Annotated in this window: 20 protein-coding genes, 1 tRNA gene and 1 other annotated feature; of the genes, 6 read left to right on the top strand and 15 right to left on the bottom strand. The window is 57.2% G+C overall.

Features of this window, described 5'->3' with window-relative positions:
• Positions 1-15 precede the first annotated feature (15 nt).
• Positions 16-92, top strand: a tRNA-Met gene (locus B0B09_RS11295).
• A 244-nt stretch (positions 93-336) separates the two neighbouring features.
• On the opposite strand, the gene B0B09_RS11290 is transcribed toward B0B09_RS11295, so the two are convergent.
• From B0B09_RS11290 to B0B09_RS11250, 9 genes are read right to left on the bottom strand one after another with little or no spacing between them, the layout of a single operon-like run.
• Complete coding sequence (locus B0B09_RS11290; RefSeq protein ID WP_076659700.1) at positions 337-1899, bottom strand: flotillin family protein; 1563 nt, start codon at positions 1897-1899, stop codon at positions 337-339.
• Positions 1900-1912: 13 nt separating this feature from the next.
• Complete coding sequence (locus B0B09_RS11285; RefSeq protein ID WP_076659914.1) at positions 1913-2719, bottom strand: coniferyl-alcohol dehydrogenase; 807 nt, start codon at positions 2717-2719, stop codon at positions 1913-1915.
• Between the two features lies 1 nt (position 2720).
• A complete protein-coding gene (locus B0B09_RS11280) occupies positions 2721-4187 on the bottom strand; it encodes an aldehyde dehydrogenase family protein (RefSeq protein ID WP_165689320.1) in 1467 nt (488 codons plus the stop codon).
• 1 nt (position 4188) lies between these two features.
• Positions 4189-5337, bottom strand: a complete 1149-nt coding sequence (locus B0B09_RS11275) for an ABC transporter ATP-binding protein (RefSeq protein WP_076659912.1) — start codon at positions 5335-5337, stop codon at positions 4189-4191.
• Entirely contained in the window at positions 5330-6061 is a 732-nt protein-coding gene (locus B0B09_RS11270) for an ABC transporter ATP-binding protein (protein WP_055297041.1), read from the bottom strand. The genes B0B09_RS11275 and B0B09_RS11270 overlap by 8 nt, the downstream gene beginning before the upstream one ends.
• A gap of 1 nt (position 6062) precedes the next feature.
• Complete coding sequence (locus tag B0B09_RS11265) at positions 6063-6998, bottom strand: branched-chain amino acid ABC transporter permease (RefSeq protein ID WP_076659699.1); 936 nt, start codon at positions 6996-6998, stop codon at positions 6063-6065.
• Positions 6995-7861: a branched-chain amino acid ABC transporter permease gene (locus B0B09_RS11260; RefSeq protein WP_076659697.1), complete on the bottom strand. Its 867-nt coding sequence runs from the start codon at positions 7859-7861 to the stop codon at positions 6995-6997. Before B0B09_RS11260 ends, B0B09_RS11265 begins: the two co-directional genes overlap by 4 nt.
• A gap of 57 nt (positions 7862-7918) precedes the next feature.
• Entirely contained in the window at positions 7919-9118 is a 1200-nt protein-coding gene (locus tag B0B09_RS11255; protein ID WP_076659695.1) for an amino acid ABC transporter substrate-binding protein, read from the bottom strand.
• 51 nt (positions 9119-9169) lie between these two features.
• On the bottom strand, positions 9170-10501 hold the full coding sequence (locus B0B09_RS11250) for an aldehyde dehydrogenase (RefSeq protein ID WP_242654381.1): 1332 nt from the start codon (positions 10499-10501) through the stop codon (positions 9170-9172).
• 195 nt (positions 10502-10696) lie between these two features.
• On the opposite strand from B0B09_RS11250, the gene B0B09_RS11245 reads away from it, so the two are divergent.
• The 3 genes from B0B09_RS11245 (at position 10697) to B0B09_RS11235 (ending at position 14399) form a co-directional block, all read left to right on the top strand.
• Complete coding sequence (locus B0B09_RS11245; RefSeq protein ID WP_084190785.1) at positions 10697-11617, top strand: helix-turn-helix transcriptional regulator; 921 nt, start codon at positions 10697-10699, stop codon at positions 11615-11617.
• A gap of 299 nt (positions 11618-11916) precedes the next feature.
• Positions 11917-11973: a sequence feature (sul1 is cis-regulatory element that is thought to sense ions involved in sulfur or methionine metabolism; They are found in Alphaproteobacteria), on the top strand.
• 67 nt (positions 11974-12040) lie between these two features.
• Positions 12041-13531 carry a SulP family inorganic anion transporter gene (locus B0B09_RS11240; protein WP_076659911.1) on the top strand — a complete coding sequence of 497 codons (1491 nt, stop codon included), beginning with the start codon at positions 12041-12043 and terminating at the stop codon, positions 13529-13531.
• 13 nt (positions 13532-13544) lie between these two features.
• Complete coding sequence (locus B0B09_RS11235) at positions 13545-14399, top strand: universal stress protein (RefSeq protein WP_076659690.1); 855 nt, start codon at positions 13545-13547, stop codon at positions 14397-14399.
• Positions 14400-14546: 147 nt separating this feature from the next.
• Here the strand turns inward: B0B09_RS11235 and B0B09_RS11230 are convergent, their stop codons facing one another.
• Entirely contained in the window at positions 14547-15470 is a 924-nt protein-coding gene (locus tag B0B09_RS11230) for a LysR family transcriptional regulator (RefSeq protein WP_076659688.1), read from the bottom strand.
• Between the two features lie 110 nt (positions 15471-15580).
• Between B0B09_RS11230 and B0B09_RS11225 the strand changes: the two genes are divergently transcribed.
• Together B0B09_RS11225 and B0B09_RS11220 are read left to right on the top strand one after the other, a co-directional pair.
• Positions 15581-17119 (top strand): trimethylamine methyltransferase family protein, encoded by a 1539-nt coding sequence (locus tag B0B09_RS11225; RefSeq protein ID WP_076659910.1) that lies wholly within the window; start codon positions 15581-15583, stop codon positions 17117-17119.
• A 9-nt stretch (positions 17120-17128) separates the two neighbouring features.
• Positions 17129-18028 (top strand): NAD(P)-dependent oxidoreductase, encoded by a 900-nt coding sequence (locus B0B09_RS11220; RefSeq protein ID WP_076659687.1) that lies wholly within the window; start codon positions 17129-17131, stop codon positions 18026-18028.
• Here B0B09_RS11220 and B0B09_RS11215 read toward each other — a convergent pair.
• The 5 genes from B0B09_RS11215 to B0B09_RS11195 form a co-directional block, all read right to left on the bottom strand.
• Entirely contained in the window at positions 18025-18942 is a 918-nt protein-coding gene (locus B0B09_RS11215; protein ID WP_084190784.1) for an alpha/beta fold hydrolase, read from the bottom strand. The genes B0B09_RS11220 and B0B09_RS11215 overlap by 4 nt on opposite strands.
• The gene (locus tag B0B09_RS11210) at positions 18942-19724 is read right to left on the bottom strand and encodes a hypothetical protein (protein WP_076659685.1); all 783 of its coding nucleotides are present in this window, start codon (positions 19722-19724) and stop codon (positions 18942-18944) included. Before B0B09_RS11210 ends, B0B09_RS11215 begins: the two co-directional genes overlap by 1 nt.
• Before the next feature lie 31 nt (positions 19725-19755).
• The gene (locus B0B09_RS11205) at positions 19756-20028 is read right to left on the bottom strand and encodes a hypothetical protein (RefSeq protein WP_242654380.1); all 273 of its coding nucleotides are present in this window, start codon (positions 20026-20028) and stop codon (positions 19756-19758) included.
• A gap of 173 nt (positions 20029-20201) precedes the next feature.
• Complete coding sequence (locus B0B09_RS11200) at positions 20202-21089, bottom strand: dynamin family protein (protein ID WP_076659683.1); 888 nt, start codon at positions 21087-21089, stop codon at positions 20202-20204.
• Entirely contained in the window at positions 21086-23173 is a 2088-nt protein-coding gene (locus tag B0B09_RS11195) for a dynamin family protein (RefSeq protein WP_076659682.1), read from the bottom strand. The genes B0B09_RS11200 and B0B09_RS11195 overlap by 4 nt, the downstream gene beginning before the upstream one ends.
• Positions 23174-23323: the final 150 nt, after the last annotated feature.

The following is a 23323-nucleotide window of genomic DNA, read 5'->3' as shown; positions in this document are numbered from 1 at the left end:
ACTGCAACACGGTAGCGCGGGATGGAGCAGCCCGGTAGCTCGTCAGGCTCATAACCTGAAGGTCGTAGGTTCAAATCCTACTCCCGCAACCAACAAACCCCACCCAGAACAACACGATAACAGCCACTATCAGGTGGCCGGTGGCGTGCCGAAAGATGCACTGGGAGCACTCCGGAAGCAATAACGACAAAATCGGCAGCGTAGCAACACGGCACAATCCCCAAACGTGGTCCAACAATACAAACGGCATCAAGACGTCAGCAATCTTGACGTGCAACCCTCTGCAAAAGCCTCCACGCGATGCTCACAGCTGCCGTCCACCGCAACGCGCTATCGCTACACTTCATCTTTTGGCTTTGGGGGTGTTTTCAACAGGTTCGTATCGACTTCAATACCGATATTCTCACCCAGCTTTTTAAGCGCAGGGAGCGAAACAGCCATGTCCATGATCGCATCCACTGTTTGATTGATTGGCGAGGTTGAACCTTCGCTACCTGTCCGTCCGAGACCGCTCATCTGGTTGATCGATATCCCGGTTATCTTTTCTGCCGGTTTCACCATTTCAGAAAGGATCTTGGGCAGCGCCTGAAGGCGCGCCAGCTCGAGCTCCATAGCCACCTGCGCTTCGGAGCGCGCGTTTTCAGCGTTGATCTGCGCCAGGTTGGCCTCTGTTTCGGCAAGTTTCATCGCCTTGAGTGCTTCTGCCTCTTCGCGCTTGGCCGCGGTTTTGTCTGCGGCAGTTGCTTTATCGCTGGCAGCGGCAATCTTGGCGCGGGCGGCGGCAGCTTCTGCCTGCTCCTGCGCTGCGATCAATGCCAAGGCCTTGCGCCGCTCGGCCTCGGCCATCTGGCGCGCGGTCTGGACGGCTTCTGCCGCTTTCACGGCCTCAATGCGAGCGGTGTCAGCGCTCGCATGCGCGCGGCTCTCTTCTTGTGATTTTGCGGCAAGGGAGATTGCGCGGTCTTGCTCAGCCGCTTCAAGCGCCAGCGCTTGCGCAATTTCGGCTGTCCGCAGTGCCTGCTCTTTCGCGATGTCAGCTGACGCAATATCCTTTTCCATCTGGATGCGGGATTGCGCAACTGCACGTTCGCTATCGGCCTTGCGTGCCGCGATTTCCGAAAGCTGCGCAGCCATCAGTGTTTCGATCTCTTGTGTCTGGGCAATTTCCGCGCGACGCTGTTCGAGGTTGATTTCGAGTTTGCGGCGCTCAGATTCCATCGCGGCACGGGCAACGCTGACCTGACTGTCCCCTTCAATCTCGGCACGTTCTTTCTTGGATTGCGCGATGACTTCCGCCAGCTTGCGCATCCCGACCGCGTTGAAGGCGTTATTCTCGTCCAATGCTGCAAAAGGTGTTTGGTCGAGCGCCGTCAGCGATACGGAATCAAGCTGCAAACCGTAATTCGCCAAGGTGTCTGTCAAAGCCTCACGCACCTGCTTCACAAAGACCGCGCGGTTCTCATGGAGCTCGTCCATCGTCATTTGCGCAGCGACAGAGCGGAGGGCATCAATCATCATCCCGTCGATCAGGCTTTTGAGCTGATCGGGTTGAAAGACCCGCTTGCCGAGTGTCTGTGCCGCGCGGGTGACGGCATCATCATTCGGCGTCACGCTGGCGTAAAACTCGGCACCGACATCGACGCGGAGCCTGTCCTTGGTAATCAAGGACGACTCGCCCGCGCGCGCGACATCCATGCGCAAGGTTTGCATATTGACCCGATTGATCTCGTGAAAGAAGGGGATCGCGAGCGTTCCGCCGTCTATCACAACCCGCCGGCCACCAAGACCAGTCCTGACAAGCGCCACTTCATTTGTGGCGCGTTGATAGAAGGATGCAGCCAAAGCGATGATGATCGCGGCAATGATGAGAACGATAATGATCCAAGCCAGAGCAGACATGAGTTGGCCTCCTTTATGATGACAGCCCGTGCATCTCGCACAGGATGTTTGATGACATGCCGCCGTCAGCGGGAATATTGGTGCCGCGGATCCATGCTGTCATATCCGACAACAAGAACGCGATAATCGGTGCAAGGTCTTGTGGTGTGCCCGGGCGGTCCATGACACGGGCATCCTCTTCGGCGCGCGCACCGAGCGTTTCCAGAAAATCACCCAGAATGGGCGTATCGACAGGGCCCGGGCTTACGGTGTTCATGCGAATGCCGCGATCGCGCCACGTCCAGCGGTTTTGCATGGTCCATGCAATCAAGGCTTCTTTTGAAAAGAAATAGCTCCGCCCGCCTTCATTCGTGATTTGATGCTCGGCTGCAAAACGTGCCGTGTCGTCCACATGCACATTCTCGCTCGCGCGGATTTTCGGGATCGCATCAGGCCAGCCAAAACCTGCAAGTGAAGCCAAATTGACGATGCTGGCGCCGTTGTTCAGTTTCGGGATCAGGCCAAGCGTCAGGTGCTTCAGCCCGAAAAGGTTCACAGCAAGCACTTTCTCTGCAGGGGCCGTGGGCGGCAAACCTGCAATATTGGCAATGCCGTCGATGCCATTTGGCAACACGTCGATCAAGGCGTCCAATGTTGCCCCGTCAGACAAATCCGCGCGGTAGAATTCCTCCACATGGTCGAAGCGTTTGGTCACATCGACGCCGAGCACCTTCGCACCCATGGCGGTACAGACACGGGCTGTCTCCAAACCGATGCCGGACGCAGAACCTGTTACAATAATCGTTTTGCCCTTCAACAAGGGCGCGCGTTCCCAGCTCATATCAAAATACCGGCGGGAAGGGGCGCCCGCCACGTTCGAGCGTGATCCAGCGCGTTTCGGTAAAGGTCTCCATCGACCATTTCCCGCCGTGTTTGCCGACGCCAGAGGCTTTGCTGCCACCAAACGGCACGTGTGGCTCATCATTCACTGACGAACAATTCACGTGGCACATGCCGGTTTCCAGCTTGCGCGACATTTCCAGCGCACGGTTTTCATCGGCAGTGATAATCCCGGAACTCAGCCCGTATTCGGTATCATTATTCAGCGCGATGGCCTCAGCATCGGTACGGAAGGGGACGACAACGGCCACAGGACCAAAGGTTTCATCCTGCCAGACGGCCATATCGGGTGTCACATTGGTCAGGATCGTGGGTTCCACGAAACGGTCCCAGACTCTGCCGCCCAACACCACCTTGGCGCCTTTTGCAAGGGCGTCTTCGATCTGGAACTTCACGCGCTCGACCTGCCTGTCGTTGATCAGCGGGCCAATGACGTTGGACTTGTCAGCGGTATCGCCTGTTTTGAGCTTCGCCGCGCGGGCCACGAATTGGCGCAGGAAGTCGACATAAATGCTTTCGTGCACCAGTACCTTCTCGACAGACATACAGATCTGGCCCTGATGCATGAAGCTGCCAAAGCTCGCCGCCGATGTCGCCCGCTCCATGTCGGCGTCTTCCAGCACAATCAGACTGTCCTTGCCGCCAAGCTCGACACATGCCTTTTTGAGGTGTGCACCCGCTTTGGCCGCGATCTGACGCCCGACAGGCGTAGAACCCGTAAAAGAGACGCCTTTGACTAAGGGGTTTTCGACCAATTCGTCGCCCATTTCGCCAACGCGGTCGCGTGAACAGGTCACAACGTTAAAGACGCCCTTGGGGATCCCTGCCTCTTCCATCACTTCGGCAAAGAATAACCCCCCCGCGTAGGGGGTGTCTTCTGAAGGTTTCAGGACAATCGTATTTCCCGCTGCCAGAGGAAAGGCAAATCCGCGCGACGTCAGGATGCCAGGCATATTCCATGGGCTGATGACACTGACCACGCCCATCGGGACGCGTTCGACCATCGACACTTTGCCGTGCTGGGACGGCAGCATTTCACCAACCGCATTGTAACACATCGCAGCGGCCGCACGAAAAACCTCTGGCACGTAGCCTGCCTCGAACATTCCCTTGCCAAACCATCCGCCACCCTCGGCTTGTGCTGCGGCGACATAATCCATCTTGCGGGCTTCCCAGACATCCGCAGCTTTCAGCAGGATCCGCGCGCGATCCTGAAAATGCAAAGCAGCCCACGCGGGAAACGCGGCCTGCGCGGCGCTGATTGCATCGCGGGCTTCAGTGCGCCCGCCTTCGGGGATCTGTGCCCAGACCGCTCCGGTTGATGGGTTGATATCATCAAACATGTGGCTGGCCGAAACCCAGTTTCCGCCGATTAACATGCCTTTGATCCGGGTGTGAGAGTCGAGCATCTTATTTCCTTTCAAAACCGGCGCCATCAGCCTGGCGGCGATAAACTTCAACGCGGGGCGCACGGTATACTTCAATCACAGGGGGTGGCTTGGCCTCTGACGTCTCCGGCTGGGCGGGTGCCGCCACATAACGGTTGGATGGGTGGTATGACTTTGGCCGACTGCGGGCGTTGGCTGCGCCACGTTCGATTGCTGCAAGTGCCGCAGCAAGGCGATCGGCGGGGATGTCGATATTTGATGCACCACGGCTGTCGGCGGGCCGTTTTTGTGCAGCGACATTCACACTTTGCGTGCTGGCCGCCGCGACAAGATCGGCCACCGACCGCCCCAATATCGCGTCCGCGGATTGCGTTTTTTGACTGCGCGGTCTGATCGCAAAAGTCTCGGACATGGGTTCCGGCATATCCGGCGCTGGATTTTGCGTTTCTGGTGTCTCGGCACTTCCGGCACCAAGGTAGGCTGCCTGAACAGCGGGGTCGCGCATCAGGTTCTTGGCGCTGTCTTCATGCACGACATGCGCGTTTTCAATCAGGTAACCGCGGTCCGCAATCGCCAAGGATTGCTTGGCGTTCTGTTCGACCATGAGCACCCCGATACCAAGGTCCCGGACCCGCGCGAGGTTTTGAAACAGTTCTTTCGACAGCAGGGGCGACAGACCCAAAGAGGGTTCGTCAAGCGTAAGAATCGTCGGGTTCGACATCATCGCACGACCAATAGCTACCATTTGCTGTTCACCACCGGACATGGTGCCGACAATCTGGCTGCCGCGCTCGCGCAGTTTAGGGAACAGGTCATAAACCCGCTCAAGCGTTATTTTTTCGTCATCGCGTGCCCGCCCCGAATAGGCCCCAAGAATCAGATTTTCGCGCACCGTCAGATCCGGAAAGACGCCGCGCCCTTCGGGCACCAGTGCCAGACCCGCATCAACAATCTTATGTGGCGCAAGGCCTGCAAGATTGGTGCCGTCGAGGCGGATATCGCCCGTGACGACGCCTTCGCAAATTCCACTGGCGGCCTTGAGCAGCGTCGATTTCCCCGCACCATTCGCGCCAAGGATGACCACGATTTCGCCTTTGGCGACATTCACCGATGCATTTTCCAAGGCACGGTGCTGTCCATAGCGGACTGTGACGTTGGTCAGCTCAAGCATCGTCATCTCCCAAATAGGCGCGGATAACCTCTTTGTCGGAGAGAACCTGTGTCGGGGTGCCCTCTGCAATCTTCGTGCCGGCAGCCATGACGACACAGCGGTCACACAATGACCTGATCGCATCCATCACATGTTCCACCAGAATGATCGTGCGGCCTTCATCCCTGAGCGATTTGATCAGGGTGATCCCGATCTGCAGTTCTGTCGGGTTCAATCCGGCAAGCCACTCGTCCAGCAAGAGCACTTTGGGATCACTTGCCAAAGTGCGCGCCAACTCGACCCGTTTCGTATCAATATAGGTCAATTGGCCCAACGACAGATCGCCCTTGCCGCCAAGGCCAACCCTTTCCAGCAAATGGTCGGCATGCTCGCTCGCGTCATGGCCCCACCGGCGGCGGTGGCCAAAGACAGCACCGACAACGACATTGTCGCGGACATTCATCGACGGCAACAAACGTACGAGTTGGAATGTTCTGCTGACGCCTTTGCGGTTGATTGTTTGTGCTGGCAGGCCGGAAATCCGGCTTCCCCACAACGTGATATTGCCCGACGTCAGTGGCAGCGCACCTGACACGAGGTTCAGCGTCGTCGACTTGCCCGAACCGTTCGGCCCAAGCAGGCCGACGACTTCGTGCTCGGCCACGTCAAAATCCATCCCGTTGACAGCGACAAGACCGCCAAACCGTTTGGTGACACCCCGCAGGGATAAGACATGGTTTGTCATGCTACTGAACCTCACTCGCTTCGATACGGTGCAGGACTTTATCAAGTAGACCAACAAAACCGTTGGGCAGCAGGTAGACGATCACAAGAAATGCGATACCGATGACCAAAGTCGTCTGGTTGGGGAAGTTGGACGAAACGGTTTCCAGCAGGAATGTGAACGGGATCACCCCGACCAATGGCCCCCAGAGCCGTGACGCCCCCCCGAGCAGCGCCATGATTACGACTTGGAATGACAAGATGGGCGCAAAGGCAAGCGACGGTTCAATATAGACATAGCGCGGCGCGAGGATCGCACCGGTCATGGCCGCCACAGCACCGGGCACCATGAACAAAAGGATCTTTGCACGCGCCGTATTGATGCCGGAATGCGCGGCAACGGTTTCGTCGTCGCCAATAATGCGCAATGCAAAACCAAGACGCGAGCGCCCGATCAGCCAGCCCGTCAAAAAGACAGCCGCGGCAAGCCCCAAGAGCCACCAATAGATGCCGGCCTCATCCAGATCGGTCAGAACATAAAGCCCTTTCTGGCCAGTGTTGTTCTGGACCCATGTGATGACCTGACGGACGAGTTCCGCCAATCCAAGCGTAAAGATCACGAAATACACGCCGGACAAACGCAAGGTCGCAAGACCAACAAGCGCAGCGAGCACTGCACCAATCAGGCCGGCAAGACCAACCAGTGACCAGAAGGGCAGCGTATCAATGCCGAGACCCGTAACATATGTGCCCACGCCAAAGAATGCGGCCGTTGCCAGACTGATATAATGAGTTGGCCCGGAAAAGAGCGCCCAGGAGGTCGCAAGCGTGGTAAACATCGCGATCGTCACGCCAAGCCCCAGCCAATATCCGTTGTCACCGAAAGGCAGCAAGGCACAGACGCCAAAGGCAAGTGCTGTCAGGATCAGGTTGCGCATATCTGTTCCGGTCAAGCTCATGTCGGTTTCTTTCCGAAAAGGCCTTGTGGGCGGAACAGCAGGATGGCCAGAAACATCACATAGGCCGCAGCCAGCGTGAGACCGGGATCAAGCAAGCTTGCGACAACGGTTTCTAGAACGCCCAACAGCAAGGCGGCCACAATTGTGCCGCGCACATCGCCAACGCCCCCCATGATCACGATGATCAGCGCCTTGAGCGTGAAGACGACCCCTGTGGACGCATCAAGCGTCAAATAGGTCGAGATGAGCGCACCACCCACGGCCGTCACCGCCCCGCCCAGCGCAAAGGCCAGGGCAGACAGTGTCTTTACATCAATCCCGACCAATCGGGCAGAGGCCGGGGCCGTCGCAATCGCGCGGATCGACAATCCTGCCCGCGACTGGTTCAGCCAAAGATAAAGCGCCCCGCAGATCAGAACGGCCATAACGAAAGATAGAACACGGTTTGCACCGTAGGTATTGCCCAGCAGTTCCACCGGAACCGCCATAAAGCTGTAGGAAAAGTAGTCACCGCCAAAAAAGCTCAGCATCAGGCCGACGCCGATGAAGGACAGCCCAAACGTTGCAAGAATGCTGTCTTGTTCCAACTGGCCACGGTTCTTGGCACGATTGACCAAAGGTTGCAGCATCAGGACGTAAATCAGCCAATTCAAACCAAAAGCGATTGGCGCGACCACAAAGATCGTCAAAAGCGGGCTTAGCTGCGTAGATGTGTAGGCAATGAATGCAAAATAGCCGCCAGCCACCAGAATCTCGCCATTGGCAAGGTTCATGATCCGCGCCACGCCATATTGCAGGTTCAGCCCCATCGCGATCAACGCATAGGTGCCGCCCAACAGGATCCCTGTGATCAGAATATCCAAGACTGTGCTTCCTTTGTTGGTTCGATCGGGGCGGCGCGGAGGCCGCCCCTTGCGGGATTACTCCCAGCCGTCTTTCAGGATGACCGGCACTGTGCCGTCACGCCCGCGCGATGCGACACCTCTGAAAACGCCACCTTGCCATTGTCCAACGGTCCAGAAATCAGCATTCGAGTTGTTCTCGTCAAAGCTGATCGGCCCAAGGATTGTGTCAAAAGTGGCCTCTCTGAGGTGCGCGGTCACCGCAGCCCGATCAAGGCCCACCGCCTCAATGGACTGACCGAGGATTTCGAGCGACGCATAGGTTGTCGCCGAGGCCCAATAGTCGGGTTTCGCGCCTGTCACGGCTTCATGTGCTGCGGCATATTCCATGAATGCGGGGCTATCAGGGTTAACGCCACCGGCGCCCAAAACACCCTCTGCGGCTGAGCCGAAGCGTGCACCATAGCCCGGGAACGGGGTTGCAACAGCGGTGTAAAAGGCTTTCACGTCCAGGTTTTCGATCATTGCCTGTTCGGTCAGACCAAAGGTGTCCGGCGGATAGGACCATGCCACGAAAGCGTCCGGTTCCGCTGCAGCGGCACCCTTGATGACCGGAGACAAGTCTTGTGTGCCCAACGGATAGGACGTCTCATACACGATATCGAAACCCGCCTCTTCAAAAAGAGGTTTTGCAGCCGTCGCCAATTCGATACCGAAAGCATCAGCGACGTTCACCATCGCTACTTTGTCGCCCATCTGACCTGCATCACGCATATCGCTCAGGACCTTCACGACATCGGCGGCCAGTGCTGTGGTCGTACCCAAGGTAAAGAACATATTCGGGAATTGTGCAGCCAGTTCAGGCTGCTGGTCGGTGATGGCTGACACGGCAATCTGAGGATAACCATAGCGGTCAAACAGCGGGGCTGCTGCCAGATTCAGGCCGGTGCCATAAGGCGCAATGATGAAGTGCGCATCATCTTGTGTCGCCAAACGCTGAACGGCTTTGATCGTCTCGCCGGGGTTGGTTTGATCATCATACTCGATCAGTTCGATCATCATTTGTTCGCCATCGACAGTCAGGCCGCCAGCGGCATTGACCTGCTCGACCCAAAGATAGATCGAAGGCCACTGGGTGACTGTCGCCCCACCGGCAAGCGGGCCGGTTTTGGGTGCAACTGCACCGATGCGAATGGTTTCGGCGCTGGCTGCGTTTGCGGCCAAGGCACCTGCGATTGTCAAAGCACTGACGAGTTTCAAAAATGGTCTGCGGTTCATTGCGTATCCTCCATTTGCAATTGGTCGTTCGGGCAACTGCCCTTCGTAGTGTCAAAGCGTTGGTGTGTGTCCTGATTGATGTGTTGCGATCCAGCGAAGTTCGGTGAATTCGTGAATGGATTGTGCACCTCCAAAACGGCCGAACCCGCTTTGTTTCATCCCCCCGAACGGCATTGACGGGTCATCGTGCACCGTTGGCCCGTTGATCTGGACCACGCCATATTCCAATCGGTCTGCAATGGCCTGCGCATGATCAAGGTCGTGGGTAAAGACGGCTGCGTTCAAGCCAAAGTCCGAGTCGTTTGCGATTGAAACGGCTTCGTCAGCGTCATGAACCCGCATGATGCTGGCCAGCGGCCCGAATGTCTCTTCGCGGTAAATACGCATGTTTGCGGCAATCCCGTCCAGCAAGGCAGGTTGCATCACACACCCGTCAATCTGACCGCCAACCAGAAGTCGCGCCCCCTTCGACACCGCATCTTCGATCAACCCGTTCACACGTTGGGCGGCTTCGGCGGAAATCATGCGGCCCAGATGAGCCACCTCATGCACAGGATCAGCGGCCACGATCTGCCGTGTCCGCGCCTCAAGTTTGGCAACAAATGCGTCCGCTACCGCTTTCACAACGATGATCCAGTCCGTGGACATGCAGATTTGGCCTTGATTGAAGAATGCGCCGAAACAGGCCGCCTCGACGGCGGCATCAAGATCGGCATCCTCTAATACGATCAGCGGGGCCTTACCCGACAACTCAAGCAAAGCGGGTTTGAGATGGCGTGCCGCTTCCATCGCAACCTCACGGCCAACGCGCGTGGACCCTGTAAAGTTGATCCGGCGAATGCACGGATGGGCGATAAGCTGTGCCATGACGTCATGGGCGTTTTCGGGCGGGCTTACGACACAGGTCAGGACGCCTTCGGGCAGTCCCGCCGTGTTCAGCACGTCAACCAAATGCTGATGTGTCTTGGGGCAACGGTCTGATCCCTTCATGACCACCGTATTGCCACACATCAGCGGGCCCGCAATCGCCCGCACTGCCAGCGTAATCGGCGCATTCCACGGTACCATGCCCAGGACCACACCGGCGGGCTGGCGGCGCATGATCGAGTGCTTGCCGCTCTGCGGATCAACAACAACGTGATCGTCCAGTGCAGGCGCAAGGCCTGCTACATGCGCCAGCATACTGATCGCCAGATCAATGTTGAATTCAGTCCACGAACGCGATGCGCCGACTTCTTCCGCGGCGAGCGCGGAAAAGTCGTGCCGGTGCGTATTCAGTGCAGGGATCAGGTTGCGCAAAGCCTGCGCCCGATCCGCGGCAGACCGGCGGGACCATACAGGAAAAGCGGACGCCGCAGCATTCACCGCGGCATCGACTGCCATAGCAGCCTCATCCACTCCTGATATCATACCAAGCTTCGAAGCGGCACGTTTCACGCGAATTCCCCCCTCATCCTGCGTAGACGAACCTCCATAAGTCGACGCAGCAGACCCGACACCGGGGCCATTCCCTTACACTATGCCAAAGAGCTGGCTAAAAAATATTGATATCTGGTCTTTTGTTGTCACTATCTGGTCATGAAAAGAATGGTATCTGGTCTGACACCACTTGCCGCGCATCAAGCGACGGTCCACGCGGATGTCTTTCAAAGCGGGTTGGATGACCGGTTTCTCGGCGGCTTGGTCAATTTTCCGGGTCGCACGACCCAATGTCTTCTGGTGCTGTCCGGAAAGGCGCTGCGCCTCAAACCCGACAGCGAAGAGACGATCGCAGGCCCCGCAATTCATTGGGGACCAAAGGTCAATGACGCGCGGATCAAGGCAAAGGCAGGCAGCAACGGTGTTATCATGACAGTCGGCGATGCCACACTGAGCAACGCCATCGGCCACAAACCCGAAGCCGCTGCACTTCGTCTTATGTCCGGTCGTGAATTCACCCTGAATCTGGACACGAAACCCGATATCGTTCGAACGCTTTCAGCCTGCTTTGACGCGATATTCAAAGAACTGGATGCCGCACAAACCGGTATGGAAACCGTGATCGAGGCGCAAATACGGATCATGCTGGTTTCGCTCTGGCGTGCCGGCGTGAATGAGATGATTGAAGATCAAAGCTATAAGACCGCAAACCTGACCCTTGAGCGATTTCGTCATCTGGTTGAAGCGCACTTGCATGAACGGTGGCCGGTCAACCGGTTTGCCGCTGAACTCGGCGTTTCTCCCGACCGGTTGCATGACATCTGCACACGCACCTTGGGTAAACCGCCACAGCGCCTTATCCGGGACCGCCTGACATATGAGGCCCAAGCATTGCTCCAGCGATCGCATCACTCACTCGGGCAAATCGCTGACCACCTTGGATTTAGCAGCACATCGCAATTCAGTGCTTTCTTTAAAAAAGAGTTGGGCACGCCCCCGGGGGCCTTCCGTAAAGCAAACACCCAACACGGCGGTAGCTTGCAACACTTGCAGGTCGGCAGCTATGCAGATTGGCCATGAAGCCGACTATATCTTGAGTTTCGGAGATCATGGGAAATTGCGGCGCTGCATTGCCCAACGTCCGAGCAGCCCAAGATTGGGGAACCAAGCAAAGCCGCGGCGCATGCATTTGCGCAGAACGAAGCACCCCAGAACCACTGTCCCGCGGTTGTCTCACGTCGCGGCGACGGCAAGGTGGTGATCAACGGGCTGACTGACGTGAGGATGCGTCAACCAAGCTGCGCGATGGTCCCACGTCTCGTAAATAGTCATAGGTGTTGCCATTCTCTCAAGACACCATTATCCCGCCGCTTAGAAAACCTGGACCCGAGAGCGATCTTGGGTGGCTCTTCCGGCCGCTGATCCGCCGGACAACCACAAAAAATAGTGCATGCGCACGCCGATTTCGCGCTGGGCGCTGGACTGGTACCGGACAAAATATTCATGATCTCGCTAGACGCTTATCGCGCCCAGTGGCTGGGCAACATCCGTGGCGATCTGCTGGCGGGGCTGGTCGTGGCACTGGCACTTATTCCCGAGGCGATCGCTTTTTCCATCATTGCGGGTGTTGACCCGAAGATAGGCCTCTACGCCAGCTTTTCCATCGCCGTGATCACCGCCATCACCGGCGGACGGCCCGGCATGATCTCGGCCGCGACCGCCGCGACCGCTGTGCTGATGGTGACGCTCGTGCGCGATCATGGGCTTCAATACCTTCTGGCTGCGACCGTGCTGGCGGGATTGATCCAGATCAGCGCAGGCCTGTTGCGGCTGGGCTTTGTCATGCGTTACGTGTCGAAATCGGTGATGACGGGCTTTGTGAACGCGCTTGCGATACTGATCTTCATGGCGCAGCTGCCCGAGCTTGATCCGCGCGATGTGACATGGATCACCTATGCGATGGTCGCTTTGGGGCTGGCCATCATCTATCTTTTCCCGCTGCTGACCACTGCTGTGCCGTCACCGCTTGTCACTATCCTGATCTTGACGGCGTTGACTGTCGCGCTCGGGCTGGACGTCCGCACCGTCGGCGATATGGGGGCACTACCCGATACGCTTCCTGTGTTTCTGATCCCTGACATCCCGCTGAACCTCGAGACACTGCAGATCATCCTGCCCTATTCGGTCGCCGTGGCGGTTGTGGGTCTGCTCGAAAGCCTGATGACGCAGAACATCGTTGATGACTTGACCGACACGAAATCGAACCGGAATCAGGAGTGCGTGGGCCAAGGACTTGCCAATACCGCCACCGGTTTTATCGGCGGCATGGCGGGCTGTGCCATGATCGGCCAGTCGATCATCAATGTGAAATCCGGTGGTCGTGGGCGGCTGTCGTGCTTTGTGGCCGGTGTCTTTCTTTTGATCCTTGTCGTTGGACTTGGCGACTTGGTCAGCATCATCCCGATGCCCGCGCTGGTCGCCATCATGATCATGGTCTCGATCGGGACTTTTTCGTGGTCTTCGATCAAGAACCTCACCGTGCATCCACGATCATCTTCCATTGTGATGATCGCGACGGTGGTGACTGTGGTTTACACCCATAATCTGGCCATCGGCGTGTTGGTCGGCGTACTGTTGTCGGGGATTTTCTTTGCCGGCAAGATCGCGCAATTGTTCCGTGTCACCACTGACATCAGCGCGGATGGCCGCGTGCGGACCTACCGCGTGGAAGGACAGCTTTTTTATGGCTCTGTCGAGGATTTCATGGATAGCTTCGACTTAAGGGAGGCGCCGGAACGCGTCGTGATCGACGTAAGTGCGGCGCATATCTGGGACATCAGTTCCGTGCAGGCGCTTGACATGGCGATCCTCAAATTCCGCCGTGACGGCGCAGAAGTGGATGTCGTCGGCATGAACGAAGCCACTGAAACGCTGGTTGACCAGCTTGCCATCCACGACAAGCCCGGCGCCATGGACAAACTGATGGACCACTGAGGGAGACCCGACCATGACAGATAAGATCATCGCGCTGGTGGACGGTTCCATCTATTCCGAGAGCGTCTGCCACCACGCCGCGTGGATTGCGCAGAAAACACAGGCGCCTGTCGAGCTGATCCATGTTCTGGGCCGCCGCGAAGCGCAGGACAAGGCTGACCTGTCGGGTGCGATCCGGTTGGGCGCACGCACCAAATTGATGGAAGAGTTGGCGGCGCTTGATGCGCAGCGCGCCAAGCTTGTCAGCCACCGTGGCCGCGCAATCCTTGAGGATGCGCAGGCTATTGTGGATCAGGACGGCGTGAGCGATATCACGACCCGCCTGCGCCATGGCGATCTGGTTGAAGCCATCGGCGCGGTCGAGGGTGAGGCGCGCGTCATCATCATCGGCAAACGCGGCGAGGCGGCGGACTTTGCCAAGGGGCATCTTGGATCGAACCTTGAACGGATTGTGCGGGCAGCGCACCGGCCGGTCTTTGTCGCCTCGCGCGCCTTTAATCCCATCCAAAGTGTCCTTGTCGCCTATGATGGTGGAGGGTCGGCGATGAAAGCCGTCGATCACATCGCGCGCAGCCCGCTTTTCGCTGACCTTGCAGTCACGGTCGTGACAGTCGGTGCGGAAACGCCAGACGCAAAAAAGGGTCTCGCGGATGCGAAGGCACTTCTCGGGGCCGCCGGAATTGTCGCCGAGACACGGATCGTGCCCGGCCAGCCAGAGACCGAGCTTGGCAAGATGGTCGAGGCGGAAGGCTTTGGGATGGTTGTTATGGGGGCCTATGGGCATAGCCGTATCCGCAGCCTTGTCATCGGATCAACAACCACCGAGATGGTCAGATCCTGTAAGGTACCTGTCGTGCTGATGCGATAAGACAGCATCTGTCGCGGAGCCCTGACTGGGCTTGCGTCGTTTTGAAACCCGAACGCGCCAAGATCGACGTCAAAGATCCAGACGCGCCTTGGGACCGGCGCGCCGCACGATCAAACGTGATCGACCTTTGTCTGAAGTCGTGTGATTTCAGGGTTTCTGGCCTGACGGTCCGTTGCTGTCGCTCAAACCCGGCCTTTCAAGTCGCGCCCGACCATGCGCTTGCTGTGAAGGATACTGTTCGTGCAATGTTTTGATCAGTTTCCGGTAAGCCGCACGGTGCCGGTTGCGCACATTCACACCGACAAACACCGACTGGTCTACGGTTGGGGCGTCCATGACTTTCTGACAAACACCCGCGGCCACCAAAGCTTTGGCCGAGTGTTCCAGAACATAGGCGGTGCCCGAAAGCGAGGTTAAAAGATCAACCATTGCAGCATTTTGACCGATCGAAAGCGATACATGCGTCAGGTCGGGCAAAAGGGCTGCATGTGCATTTGCAAAGCTCGTTGAATAGTTTGCCAGAATGTAGGTCTCTTTTCTGACGGCCGCCAAAGCATCTGCCTGCGTCGATACCATAACATAGCGCACGTCACCCAGTGTTTCGAAGTAGAGGTCCGGTTGAATCTGAGGAGAATATAAAATTGCTATATCTTGCTTTCCGATAATCAAATCAGAACACATTTGGATCGAATAATCCGCTTCGAGCAGAAAAGCGGTATCCGGCAGAATTTCCCGAAGACGCCCGATCAGCGCTTTGATGTCAATACCCACAAGGTCGTGCTGTATCCCGATCCGCATTGTCACGCCTGCAAGTGCGGTATCTTGCGCGGCGTTCTTGGCCGTCACCCAATCGTGGCGCAGACTGCGGGCGTGGGGTTCAAACCGTAAGCCTTGGGTCGTCAAGGCAGTGCCCGAGCGAGAGCGTTGAAACAGCTTCACCCCGACAGATGCTTCCAGCGAACGCACGCGTCCTGAAACAGTTGACTGTGTTACACCCAAACGCTCTGCGGTGCGGTTGAAACTCTTTGTCTCGCAAAGATCCAGGAAGGTATCGATCAGTTCTATCTGCATGATCTTCATTCTGCACTAATCGAAAAGACCGATCAATAATGACCGGAAAAGCAGATTGCGCGATTTCTGAACTGCGAGAATACTTGATCCAGTTCCAGGGAGGCGCATGCATGTTGGACACAGAGAAAAGAAAAGGGCGCAGCGGTGGGCGCGCCGCCCGTGTTGCCCTGCGAAGCGCACCTTTGGCAGAGAATATGCGCCCTGTCCGTGCGGGCCTTCCGGGCGGGCAATATAGGCCGCTGACTGATGCCGAGGTTCTACGCATCCACCATGCGGCGCTTGATGCTTTGGAACAGATCGGTCTGTCACAGGCCCCGCCCTCTGGTGTCGAGATTTTGACGAAAGCGGGCGCGATCCTTGGTGATGACGGGCGCATCCGTTTTCCACGTGCCTTGGTCGAGGACATGCTGGCCAAAGCTGCGCGGAATATCACCTTGCATGGTCGTGACCCACAATACGATCTGCACCTGACGGGCACGAATGTTCATTTTGGCACGGCAGGTGCTGCGGTGCATGTTGTTGACCTTGCAACCAACACGTATCGCGACAGTACCGCACAAGACCTGCATGACGCTGCCAAGATTACCCACGCATTGGACAACGTGCACTTCTTCCAGCGCGCGATGGTGGCGCGGGATATCTCTGACAATCTCGAAATGGACCTGAACACGATCTATGCCTGCTGTTCAGGCACGACCAAACATGTCGGCACATCTTTTGATGATCCAAGCCATGTTGCGCCGTCAATCGAACTCTTGCACCGGATCGCAGGCGGCGAAGAAGCATGGCGTGCGCGCCCCTTTGTTTCGAACTCGAACTGTTTTGTCGTCCCGCCGATGAAATTCGCCGAAGAAAGTTGCCGTTCCATGGAGGCCTGCATTCGTGCAGGCATGCCGGTTCTCTTGCTTTCTGCGGGGCAAGCGGGTGCCACCGCACCTGCGCCGATCGCCCTTGCGATCGTTCAGGCCGTCGCGGAGTGCCTTGCCGGTGTGGTTTACGTCAACGCCATGGCCCCCGGTCATCCGGCGGTCTTTGGCACATGGCCTTTCGTCTCTGACCTGCGGACGGGCGCGATGTCGGGTGGTTCGGCAGAGCAGGCCCTGCTGACCGCAGGATGCGCCCAAATGCACCGGTTCTATGACATACCCGGGGGTGCTGCTGCGGGCATATCGGATTCGAAACTCCCTGATATGCAGGCCGGATGGGAGACAGGTATCACCAACGTGCTGGCCGGTCTTTCGGGCCTGAACATGGTCTATGAGGCCGTTGGCATGCATGCCTCATTGCTGGGGTTCTGTCTGGAATCGCTGGTGCTTGGCGATGATGTGCTGGGGCAGGTTCTGCGCACTGTCCGTGGCATTGACGTGACCGAAGACAGCACGTCAATCGAGGCGATGAAGGCCGTCTGTCTGGGTGGTCCGGGGCATTATCTGGGCTCTGACCAAACGCTCGCTTTGATGCAGACGGAATACATCTATCCCACCTTGGGCAACCGGATGAGCCCGAAGGAATGGAACGAAGCCAACCGTCCCATGCTGCTTGATCAGGCCATTGCCCGAAAGAATGACATCCTCAGCAAAGCGCAAATCCAGATCGACCCTGCGGTCGATGCGGCGATCCGCGCTGACTATAATATCTACTTCAAGTAAGGGGCTTTCATGCACTACGGATATATCGGCCAAGGTAATCTTGGGGCAAATTGCGCGGCCTGTTTGCTGCGCGGGGGCATGGATGTGACCGTCACGGATATCAATCGCGCCGCGGCAGAACCCGCCATTGCCTTGGGTGCCAAATGGGCCGACAGCCCCGCAGAACTTGCAGGCTCGGTTGATCACGTCATCACCTGCCTGCCATCGCCTGCCGTATCCGAGGCGGTCGCGGCCCAGATGCTACCCGTGATGAAAGAGGGCGCGCATTGGATCGAAATGTCCACCTTGGGCCGTGACGAAGTGCTGGCCTTTGCGGCGAAAGCGGCAGCACATGATGTTCGGATGATGGAACTGCCTGTTACCGGCGGTGTGCATCTGGCCGCGCAGGGCAACATCACCATGCTGGCCGGTGGTGACAAGGATATGTTTGAGACCCATCTGCCAGCGCTGAAGGCGATGGGCAATGAAGTGTTTCACATGGGCCCGCTCGGGTCGGCGTCTATTATCAAGGTGATCACCAATATGCTGGCCTTTATCCATCTCAAAGCCTGCGGTGAGGCGCTGATGCTGGCCAAGCGTGGCGGGCTTGATCTGGGACAGGCGTGGCATGCGATCAAAGCCTCGTCTGGCACATCATTCGTGCATGAAACCGAAGGTGCGCTTGTCCTGAACGGATCTTACGACGTGGCCTTCAACATTGATCTGGCGCTGAAGGATCTGGGGTTCGCCATGGGCTTTGGCCGCGAATTCGAAGTGCCGCTTGAACTGGCGGCCGCGACCGAACAAACCTATGTGGCCGCCCGCGCGGCCTATGGCGGTGATGCGCAATCGCCGATGATCGTGAAAGTGCTCGAGGACTTGCTCGACACGGACTTGCGCGCCGAAGGGTTCCCGGCGCGGCTGACCTAGATCAGCGCCTCGGCAAAGAACGGTATCCAGGCCTCAAGCACCTTGTCGGGGTGTTGCTCGGCCAAATAGTGACCGCCGGGCAGGGCCCAGCCACGCACTTTGGCGGCCCGCTCTTGCCAAAGGGCGAGACAGTCAAAATGTGCCTCGATTGCGCCGTCCTTACCCCATAGCGCCAACAGCGGCATTTGCAGCTTTGTCGGGTCGGCATCATCATGCGCGATGTCGATGGTTGCCGCGGCACGGTAATCCTCGCAGGCCCCTTGGATCGCCTCGGGTTTGGAGAAACAGGTCAGGTATTCATCCAGCGCCTGCTGTACGAAAGGCGACAGTCCCGCAGAACCCGCACCGCATTTCTTGAGCCAGAAAAAGGCAGGGTCAGCACCGATCAGATTTTCCGGAAACGGATGTGGCAGGGTCAGCCAGTACCAATGCCAATAGGTATGCGCAAAGGCGCTGCCTGCGTCGCGGTACATCTCGCGCGTGGGTGCGATGTCCAGCACTGAGAGCGCGATTACCCGTTCGGGATGGTCTGCCGCCAAACGATGGGCCACACGGCCTCCGCGATCATGCGCGCCGATCAGAAAGCGATCATGACCCAAATGGTCCATCAGCGCCATGACATCGCCCCCCATTGCGCGTTTGGCGTAAGGGCTGTGCGTCGCGTCTGTTGTCGGTTTTAACGACCGGCCATAGCCCCGCAAGTCAGGGCATATGACTTGATAGGTCTCTGCCAGAACAGGTGCTATCGCGTGCCACATCGCAGAGGTCTGGGGATAGCCATGTAGCAGCAGCAGCGGCGGCCCGTTGCCAGCGATGCGGTAAAAGACATCGCCCTCGGGCGTGGCCAGAGTACGCTCTTCAAAGCCGTCGAAGAAATGCGGCGCGGCGGGGGCTGCTGCGGCTGCGGGATGCATTACGCGAATATCCGTTGCCAGGACGCCTGCATCGCCCCAAAGCGCTCTGCTTCATATGCAATCAATGCGACGTGGCTTTCGTAGAGTGCGAGTGCAGCGGAATTACCGTTATCAAAGGCACCATCCAGACAGATTAACTGCGCCGCTTCCTCGCCACGCAACGTCTTTTTGTGTGCTTCGCGGAATGCTTCGACCTGCGTGTTCCAGATGGATTGCAATGCTGCGAAATCCCCCTCTTTTGCAACGATCTCGCCATCGCAAACATGCAGCAGTGATGAAAACGCCGGGGCATTCACCGTCAGGAACTGCTCCATGGGAGGCTTGGGGGTGGTGTCCATTTCGGCAAGTGCGACGCCCCAAAGTTCGGCCAGACCAAGGGCGGAAATGCCGCGTTCGCCGCTGTTTCCAAAGGGTTCGGAAGGCAGGCTGCGGACTGTCATGTTTTCGACGTTGTCGCAGAGATCGCGCAAAAGGTCATGCGCGGCCTGCACAACAGCGGGATCTTCACGCGACAAAACCTGACCGATGACATCTGCACTGGACTTGGGCGAAACGCTCAGGATCCCGCGCATACGGCGTCCTGCCGCGATGATCCGGATGGTTGTGTCGCCACAGCGAAAAGTCAGACAGCGCTCAAGTACGGTATCATCAACCTCGCGCAGGATCGCGGCCAGAGGCGATGGCAATCCACCCTCCGAAATCATGCGTGCGCCGGTTTGATCCACGACGTCCCGCGCAGACAAAACAGCAAGTTTTTGTGCCAAAGCGTTCAATTCGCTCATAAGCCTGTTTCCAGCTCTTTGTTACGTAGTTTCATTCACCGCTACTGATGCGGTCAAGGCATGCGCAAGCGTCAGCAACAAACTTATCTGCATCCATCTTTGGGCCGCAGATACAACAAAGAACATCATTTGGCTCATGTTCCGCGCGCAAAAAGACGCGCAACTGCGACGTACTCGCAACAGACGCCATCCCGCTTGGTTTGTCCGCCAATGCCGGCTTGCCATTCGCGCCCAGCAATAATGCGGCCTCTTCGCACAGGGCATCCAGCGCCTCACGGCGCAAATTTGAATGTGAGTCTGTCACGAGGATCATTTTCGTCGAGAGATCAGCAAAGGCAAGCGCAGTGCAGCCTTCAAATCTTTCACGCAAAGCATCTAACTCATGAACAACCATCTACAGCTCGTTTCCTGACTATACTTTGCCATGAGTACGGCAAATGTAAGGATTGTGGAAGGGCTGCAAATAATTGCGCGGCATTACGATGAGCGCAAGACCCGGTCGACAGAAGACATAGGGTCGTCCGTTGTAGGGTCGGAAGGCGCGCGGTCCCGCGCTGAACGGCCACTATCAGATGCACGCTGGACACGGCGTGGCAGCACCGGCGCAGCCACGGGCGCGGGAATGTCGCTGAGGTTAGCCATGTTATACAGGGGCAGTTCGGTGCGGGCGGTGAGCGCTGTCAGCCGCTCGATCACGTCAATCAAATGGGCTGTGAAAGGTCCTGCGCCACTGGCATCCCACAGGTCATAATCTTCGCCCGCTTGAATGGCCTGCAAGAGCGAGACAGGGAAAATCGCACCAAACTGTCCTTGGGTTTCGCGTGTCACGCGTTTGACCACGCGGCTTCGGTCTTTTTCGGTGTTCAGCTTGTCAAACCGTGTGATCAGCAGGATGGAGTTTTCGCGAACGGCTTGCGGCATATCTTCCCAAACAGCCGATTCAGACTGGCGCCAAGCCTGAGTCGCATGGGTGCACCAGATCACCGCGTCCACTTCGGGCAGCATCCGTTCCCAGACAGAGGATGACATGTTGGGGTCCGAAATGCCTGGAAAGTCGATCAGATCACAGACTTCCAGAATGTCGGCTTCCAGAAAAAGGCGGATGTTGCGGGTTTGCTCAACAGGGATGTTTTCCAAATCAGCGAGCGTGACAGGTTCCTTTGATCCATCGACGTCAACGCGGTAGGGCGCGCGGGTCCCGTGCGAAATCCAGACAGGTGACAAACGCGTCGCGGTCACTTTTTCAGGCAGCGGACGCTGACCCATCAGCAGGTTAGAGAGTGTGCTTTTTCCCGCACTGAATTCACCCATCAGCGCGATACGCGGTTTGCGGCGTCCGCCTGAAGCTGTTTCACCAACACTCATTTATCAACTCCCACTGCCAGCAGAGGTTTCGTTTCACTCAGCTCTTCGAAAATATAGTCGAAGAGCTCATCACGTTCCTGCTGAGCAGTAATACCAAAAATGTCTTCCAAATCGTCAACGGCGATCTCTGATTTGCTGCTGATGTCCTCAAGTATTGCGCGTTGTTCGGCGTGGAACTCACGCAATTCTGCCTGCGCACGGGCGCGGATGTCATCCGCTTGCCGTAACTTAAGTTCGTCAACGATCGGGGCTGTTTCTGCTTCGATCAGGTCGTAAAACCCGCTTGCAAAAGCGCGGTAACCCTTGCGGCGTTTCCACCACCCCTTCCACCATGATGTTTGCAAGTCCAAAGCAATGGTTTGGCCAAGCGACACAGGTGCCGGAATTTCTGGCGGGGCAGGCGGCGTAATTGTGAAGTTTTCAACATCGACGCCGAAGGCAGAACGATAAGTTTCGGCAAGATCATCGGCAACCGCTGCATAGACGTCTTGGCAACTCGCCGTCACATTGCGCCGCATCACCTGATAGCTGGTACGTAGCAACATACGCAGACCATCCGGGCTATACTGCCAGATCTCTTCTTCGCCATTGGTTTCCAGATGTCGCAGGAGCGATTCCAGCGCGCGATCCAGAAAGCGTTTGTGCGACTGGTCAACGCGTGACCCGAATTGCGAAAAGGCGATATCCAGCCGCTCATCGAGGGCCTTCATGCTTGCGGCTTCCAATTGATCAAGGTGGGCCGAAAGCTTTTCGCTCGACATCACTTCGACTGTGTCCCCGTCCAAACGCATCGACACGACAGCGTTGGACGCGCGCACACCGCCAACAAGGTTTAGCGCGCGCTTGCGAGATGCGGACAGGACTTCAGCGCCGGGGCCTTCCGAAATACGTTCGGACAGGGCGCGATACAGCTCGGGAATACCGGAAAGATGCCAGACAAGCTCTTTGGTTTCCATGCTGGCGGTTTCCGCACTCAGCGCGGCCTCGGCCCAGTTGAACATGGCCTCGGCGCTATCGGCAACAATGTCGTCAAGGTCTTCTGACAGGGCCATATTCGCCCAATAGGCGCTGCCGAAAATAACCTCGGGGTTCTCTGGTCCGTTGTTATCGGCCAGCGTTTGCAAAATGCTTTCACGGATTTCGGGCACTTGTGCGCCCGGGTCTGACAATTCGTCGATCCGGTTTACAAAGATCACGACCTCGCGGGCTTTGACGTTCGAAATCAGGCGGATCAGGCCCATATCCATCGAACTGAGCGCCTGATGGGCGGACAGGACGACAACGCAGATGCGGCTATCGCGCAGGGCGTTGATGGTGATCTGTTCGCGCATCATGAATGTATCGTTCACGCCGGGCGTATCACGCAGACAGATCGACATCGGGATCGAATCCGCGCTCAGATACAAGTCAGCGGACTTTGTGATATCGGCAAAGCGGCCCTGCTGGTCTTCTTCTTCGAGATCTTCGAAGTCGTCGCCCATACAGACATAGCGCTGCACCAATTCGTCGCTCAACTCGGCGTAACTGTGTTTTTGTCCCAACAACAGTTCGAACTTGCGACCCAAACGTTGCCTTGTCTTTTCACGCATTTCGGCAATTTGTTGACGTACTTTCTCAAGCTCGTCATTCGCACCGGCGCGTTCCGACAATTCGCCGATTCGCCCGCCGTTTTCGACAAGGTGGTCCCATTCGCCTTGGCTAAAAAACTGAAAGGTCGCCGTTGGTGCATCATCAGGCAAAGGCGCGTTGAGGTGAAGCGAGGTGACAACAGATGTCCATGGGTTCACATCTGCAGGCAAAAGATCAGGTCGGCCGACCATGGCATTCACCAAAGACGTCTTGCCCGACTTGATTTGGCCAATCATCGTGATGCTTGGTTCGAAAGCGTGTAACTGCTTGATAAGTTTAGATGCTTTCTTTTCTGCATCCTGGCCGCCAAGCTTTACAACGTCCGCAAGGGTCGCCTCCAGATCAACGACTTCATCGTGGAAACGGTCCAGCTTCTCCAGCCCAAGGCGCATGAAGGGGAGTTGCTCCGGCGGGATTGCAAGACCATCCCCATTTGCGACCTCTTCCATCTTCATTCTTGTCCGTCCTTAACAAATTCATATCACCACGGCATGCTGTGGTCTCGTGCGTCGCTAAATAGCAAGAAAAACACCGTCTTTATTGCCATAACGGAAACAGATCCGCACGGCAAAAGTATGGCGTCTTGCTTAAAAAATTCCCAAGCG

It is taken from the genome of Yoonia rosea, assembly GCF_900156505.1.
Taxonomy (GTDB): domain Bacteria; phylum Pseudomonadota; class Alphaproteobacteria; order Rhodobacterales; family Rhodobacteraceae; genus Yoonia; species Yoonia rosea.
This window is presented reverse-complemented; position numbering and strand designations above follow the sequence as displayed.